Raw genomic sequence first — 5,301 nt, forward strand, 5'->3', positions numbered from 1 at the left:
GGGCGTCTCGGTACGCGCTTACGGAGTACGGGACCGCGGGCCGGGCGGCGGGTGCGGTGAACCGGGCACAGGGTCCGGCTTCCGGCTGACGGTCCTGCGTGCTGGCGGGCGCGTGGCCGTGCGGCGGCGGGGGCAACGGCCTGAGGGACACGGGCTCGGGGGTCGGCCCTGCGACTGCCCCGGTCCCAGCGCCATCAGGGCACAGGGACAACCTGGTGAGGCGGCGGGGCTGGTGCAGGTGCGGTCATCCGGCCCGGGAGTCCAGGAGTTGAGCGTGGGGGCCTGGGCCGGGTGCGGTGGTGTGTTGGGGCAGTTTCACGGCCGGGGCGCCGGGTCCAGGCCATGGTCCAGGATGTTCATCAGTGGTCCGTCGCCGAAGCGGATGTCGATACCGGCGCCCGGATCCTCGTGGACGGTCACGACCTCTCCCACGCTGCCCTCCGGCAGCTCCGTGTCCGCGAGGTTCGTCCTGACCAGCATCCCGGCCGTGATCTCCGATGTCCTCATGCCGCATATCCTCCCAGCCACGCGGGCTTTCCATGCCCGTGAGGGGCACCTGAGGGTGCCCCGGAAGCACATCGAGCACCTGGAGGCCGAGGCGTCCCTCGCCCATTTCTGGGCGCTGAGCGGGTGGCGCGGCGCTCTGCCCCGCGCGAGGAGCGTGACGTGGAGCCGTCATACGCTCGGGTGGGGGCCGATTCTGTGACGGTTTGACGTCACGCTACCGCGCCTCGCTCTACGGGCCGCTCGGCGGCGCCAGGCTCTTGGACGGCACCGCCCGGAGCAATACACCGCGTCCCGGCGCCGGGACGCGCCGGCGAACGTGCTCTGGCCGCAGACCAGGCAGGTCAGCAACCGGATCATGCCCGTGTCCCCGGTCCATTCCGTCTCACCGAGCATCAGTCCGAGGCGCCAGTTCCGGTCGGCGATCTTCCGGTCCCGGTCGAGGGCCCCGCCCCGGCCGGTGTGATGCTTTCGACCCGTCCGACGCTGGGATATACATGAACACAAAATTCAAACATGTGCCCGATTCTGCACGTCGTCTCGCTCTCGTCCTCGCACTCGCTGCCGTGCCCGTCACCGCCGTCTCTCCCACAGCCCACGCCAAAGGATCCGAGGCGCCAGAGGTCGTGCTGACCGCACCGGACAGATACACGCCCGTCCAGGACGTGCTGTACGCCGCCGGAGATACCGGCTATCTCCACCGGCGGGAGACGGACGACGGCTCCACCGCCTTGTACCAGTGGCGCGGATACGACGGGACCGAGCGGACCGTCGAGAACTTCACCGGCCAACTGCCGGGTCAGCAGGGCTACTACGGGGCGGGGACGGACATCCTTCCCGTGCCCGTCGGTGCGAGCGGAGTCGTGCAGCTGCGGGACCCGGCGACGGGCGAGTCGACGCCGCTCACCGTGCCTGACGGTCAATACACCGTCGCTTCCTTCGGGCGGACCGTGCTGACGTTCTCGTACAACGAGGTGTGGCAGGTGGACAAGCTGCACATCCTCCGGCTCCAGGACGGCGCGACCACCGAAACCCCGGTCGAACCACCACCGGGACTGCGTTTCGACCGGTACCCGGTCGCCGCCGGGGACGGGCAGCTGGCCGTCGTGAGGTTCACCCGCGCGCACACCATCGGCCTCGTCGACCTGACGACCGGCACTCTGACGCCCGTCTCCACCAACGTCGCCGTCGACGAGCCCTGGTCCGTCCAGGCCGCTGTTTCCCCCACCCACATCGCCTGGTACCAGAAAGGCATGAGCCAGGCCCGGGTGATCCGCCGCGACGACCCGTCCGGGGCACAGACCTCCGTCACCGTGCCGCCCTCCGACGAGGGCACCCCCGTCGTCGGACTGGCCGGCGAGTGGCTCCTCACAACCTACCGGCCGCAGGCCCCCACCGAGCAGAACCCTCCCGCGCGTCGGGGAGGCCCCCTCAAGGCCACCCCGCTCAGCGGCGGTTCACCCCTCACCCTGCTGGACGCGGCGCAGCCCGACCTGCCTCAGGTACCCGGCGGCGGAGCGGTGACGGTAGGCGGCGCACACGCCGGCGACTGGGCGGTGCGCCGGGTCGAGACCGGGCCGGACGGCCGCCCGACGCTGCGCACGCTCACCGAGGTACCCGCCGCGCCCGCCGTTCTGCGCGGCATCGCCCTCTCCGGTGGCCAGTTGGTCACCAAGGAGGAAGACAGCGGGCCGCGGCCCTCCTATCAGACCCGCGAGGTGACCCTCACCGGTACGCCGTCGGCGGGGGAACGCTCCGAGGTCACCACCGCCCCTCTCGGTGGCAGTTACGGCCAGCCGCTGGGCGCGGGGGACGGTTCGGTCGTCCATGTACGGTACGACGAAGCCTCTCAGCGGGACGTCCTGGTCCGTGCAACGGCGGGCGGCACGCGCACCGAGGTCGTGCCCCTCGACCGCACCATGCCTCCGACCTCGGGACGCGGCCTGCGCGACGCCGCCGGGCGGTACGCGGTCTACGGAGGTGGCGACGAGCGGGTGGTCGTCGATTTCGAAGCACCCGGTGGCGGGGCGGTGGTCCAGCAGCTGAAGACCCCGGCGGCCGCGCTCAGAGGATCCACGCTGTGGACCACGGACGGCACCGGCGGCCGCGTCGAGGCGCGCGATTTGGTCTCCGGCGCGATCACCCCGTACACGGTCGGCGCCTCGTGCGTGATCCGCGACATCCAGGTCGCCGGGCGCTGGATGTACTGGGACTGCCTGGGCCAGGACACGACCGGTGACCAGTCGACCCCGTTCGGCGTGTACGACCTGAAGTCCGGTGCCAGCATCAGTCTGCCCAAACGCGGAAAGCTCGGAAACGGCTTCCTCGTCAACCACGACGCAGTCGCGGGCAAGCTGCAGCTCACCGACTTCCACACCGGCACCGTCGCCGGGCCCCGGACGCTGGCAGACCTGTCCGTCGCGACCGGCTGGAAGAACTACGACGTGGACAAGTTCGGCAGCGGAATCGCATGGCTGGACGCCGACGGCACGGCGCACGTCACTTCGAGCGGTACGCCGGCCCTCAGTTCGGGTCTCTGACCCGGGTGCGGGCGGCGCCACCCTGCCGCCGCTCGCGCCCTGAGCTTGGCGTTTATGCTGCCTCCCGCTTTGCGGCGGACTTCACGGTGTCCGTTTTGCTTTGTTCTCCGACGGGGTGCTGGTGTGCGCGGAGCTTGTTCTTCGAGCCGGTCGGTCGGCCAGGGGGTCCACTCGATGCAGGCCACCGCGTCTCCGCTCGCCGGGTGGACCCCGCTCCCGTCCAGTCGGCGGTCTGCGCACCGGGCGCGCGGTGGAGTTCGCCGTGCATGCTGATCCCCGGCAGTGCTGCGCGGTGCGCCATGGGTTCGTCTGACCGCGCCCAGCACCGGGCGATGGCCCCCTGCCTTCTTGGACCAGGCGGGGGGCCGTTCACATGCTCTGGATCCGCGCGCACCCGGATCAGCGCGTTGCAAGGGTGGGAGCAGCAAAAGCCACGACAGCCAGCAACCAGCCTGTGCGAAGAGTTCGTCGTCGGCTGTCACCTTGCCGGACTCGGCGACACCACTGTGGGTTACAGCGGATTCGGCCTCCTCGTGGTGAGGCGAGTGGAGCACACGCCCAGCATGTAGTAGGGCGAAGGGCAGCTAAACGGCGATTTTTGGTTTATCTCTGTAGTTGATCAGCATATCTGCCTGTTTGTTTTGCTTCTGTGAGCAGCAGGATTCCCCTCGCAAGGTTCGAGGTAAGGGGACAGGAAAATGGCTGACTGGAAGAACGTCTCCGGTGGTCTCACTTCGATCTCGGTCGGGTCCAGGACTCATGTCTGGGGTGTGAATTCCCTGGGGCAGATGTACCGGTACACGGGCCACGACTCCAACCCGTGGGTCGGTATCCCCGGCAAGGCCGTCGACATCGGTGTAGCGGCCGACGGGACTGTATGGCACGTCAACTCAGCAGGCGGCATCTACCGCTACACCGGAGACCAGGGCTCCACGGACTGGGTGTCCGTCCCGGGCGGCCTGACCCGCATCTCGGTCGGGTCCAGGACCCACGTCTGGGGCGTGAATTCCCTGGGCCAGATGTACCGGTACACGGGCCACGACTCCAACCCGTGGGTCGGTATCCCCGGCAAGGCCGTCGACATCGGTGTAGCGGCCGACGGGACTGYATGGCACGTCAACTCAGCAGGCGGCATCTACCGCTACACCGGAGACCAGCCGAGCTGATCCCGGGAAGCGACGAAGGCGGGCCCACGTGCGGTGCTCGTGGGCCCGCCTTCGAGGGCGACCTCTCGGCCGGTGCTTCGGTGCAGGCGACGCGGACGCACAGCCCTCCGGCGGCCACGAAGAGCTCGCCGCGTTCGTGCGGCTGCGGGTGATCGACCCGGAGGGTTCGCACTGGCGGCGCGGGATCGAGGCCACAGCGCGGTGGCTGCACGAGACGCCGAAGCGATCGCCGCCGCGCGCGAGGCCGCGGTCGACGCCCACGACCGGTTCGTGGACACCGCCGCCCGCTACCTCGCCCAGCACTCCTGACCTGCCCCGCATGCCCGTGGAAGCACTGCGACGCCGCCTCGTGAGTGAGGCGACGCCGCAGTCGGGTGGCCAGGTCGGGTCAGGGCTTGGCAAGGATGGCACCGCCTCGATGAGCAGTCCGACACCGCCGAGGAGCCATGGAGTGGCATCGGCGCCAGTGTGGGCGAGGGAGCCATCTGGAACCTTCGGTGCTGCTTCCTCAATTACGTCTGTGACCGGTACGGGCGGGGAAGGTGGTCGACGACGCGGCGGGACGGGGTGGCCGGGGTGGCCGAACCTCCGAAGGCACGATGCACGCGGCCGGGCCGCCGGGCCCGCGGGCAGAATGACCAGGCACTACAACGGGCACAGCAGGGCCGCGGGGCAGGTGGTCGACGGCACAGGGCTGCAACCCGGGCGGGCGAAGCTCCTGCACAGAACCCCGGGACCGGGAACAGCACAGCCCTGCGACCGCCCCCGAGCCGCAGCGACGCGGCCCGGGGGCGGTCGACGACCTACGCGGAGTCCTGCCCCGGCAGAGCACGTCGCCGGACCGCGGCAACAAAGGCACTACGGCGAGAACGAACTGTGTACCCGGACACGGGCGTTACACCCCGGCCCGGACAGAACGACCAGGCACAGCAACGGGCCGGGCCTCGGGGCGGTGAGACGGGGCACAGTTGCAGGGCCGCGGCGGCCTGGCCCCGGCGGTCGACCGGGCAGGGCAGGCATCGGCGGACAAGCCRAGCRGCGACACAGGACGGGACGGCGCGAGCCCGTCGGCGGCCGGAGGCCCGGGAGAG

Annotated in this window: 3 protein-coding genes; 2 read left to right on the forward strand and 1 reads right to left on the reverse strand. The window is 70.3% G+C overall.

Features of this window, described 5'->3' with window-relative positions; translation table 11 throughout:
• Window positions 1–315: 315 nt before the first annotated feature.
• A complete protein-coding gene (locus tag EAO76_RS43285; protein ID WP_148841684.1) occupies window positions 316–507 on the reverse strand; it encodes a hypothetical protein in 192 nt (63 codons plus the stop codon).
• A gap of 623 nt (window positions 508–1,130) precedes the next feature.
• Here EAO76_RS43285 and EAO76_RS43295 point away from each other — a divergent pair.
• Together EAO76_RS43295 and EAO76_RS43300 are read left to right on the forward strand one after the other, a co-directional pair.
• Window positions 1,131–3,044 (forward strand): hypothetical protein, encoded by a 1,914-nt coding sequence (locus EAO76_RS43295; RefSeq protein ID WP_148841685.1) that lies wholly within the window; start codon window positions 1,131–1,133, stop codon window positions 3,042–3,044.
• 698 nt (window positions 3,045–3,742) lie between these two features.
• Window positions 3,743–4,210 (forward strand): tectonin domain-containing protein, encoded by a 468-nt coding sequence (locus EAO76_RS43300; RefSeq protein WP_262376264.1) that lies wholly within the window; start codon window positions 3,743–3,745, stop codon window positions 4,208–4,210.
• Window positions 4,211–5,301 lie beyond the last annotated feature (1,091 nt).

The organism is Streptomyces sp. sk2.1, assembly GCF_008120935.1.
In the GTDB taxonomy this organism is placed as follows: Bacteria; Actinomycetota; Actinomycetes; order Streptomycetales; family Streptomycetaceae; genus Streptomyces.

What these genes read in the sequence shown, in the direction of transcription:
- EAO76_RS43285 (WP_148841684.1), bottom strand. Translation starts at nt 507, where the DNA reads ATGAGGACATCGGAGATCACGGCCGGGATGCTGGTCAGGACGAACCTC.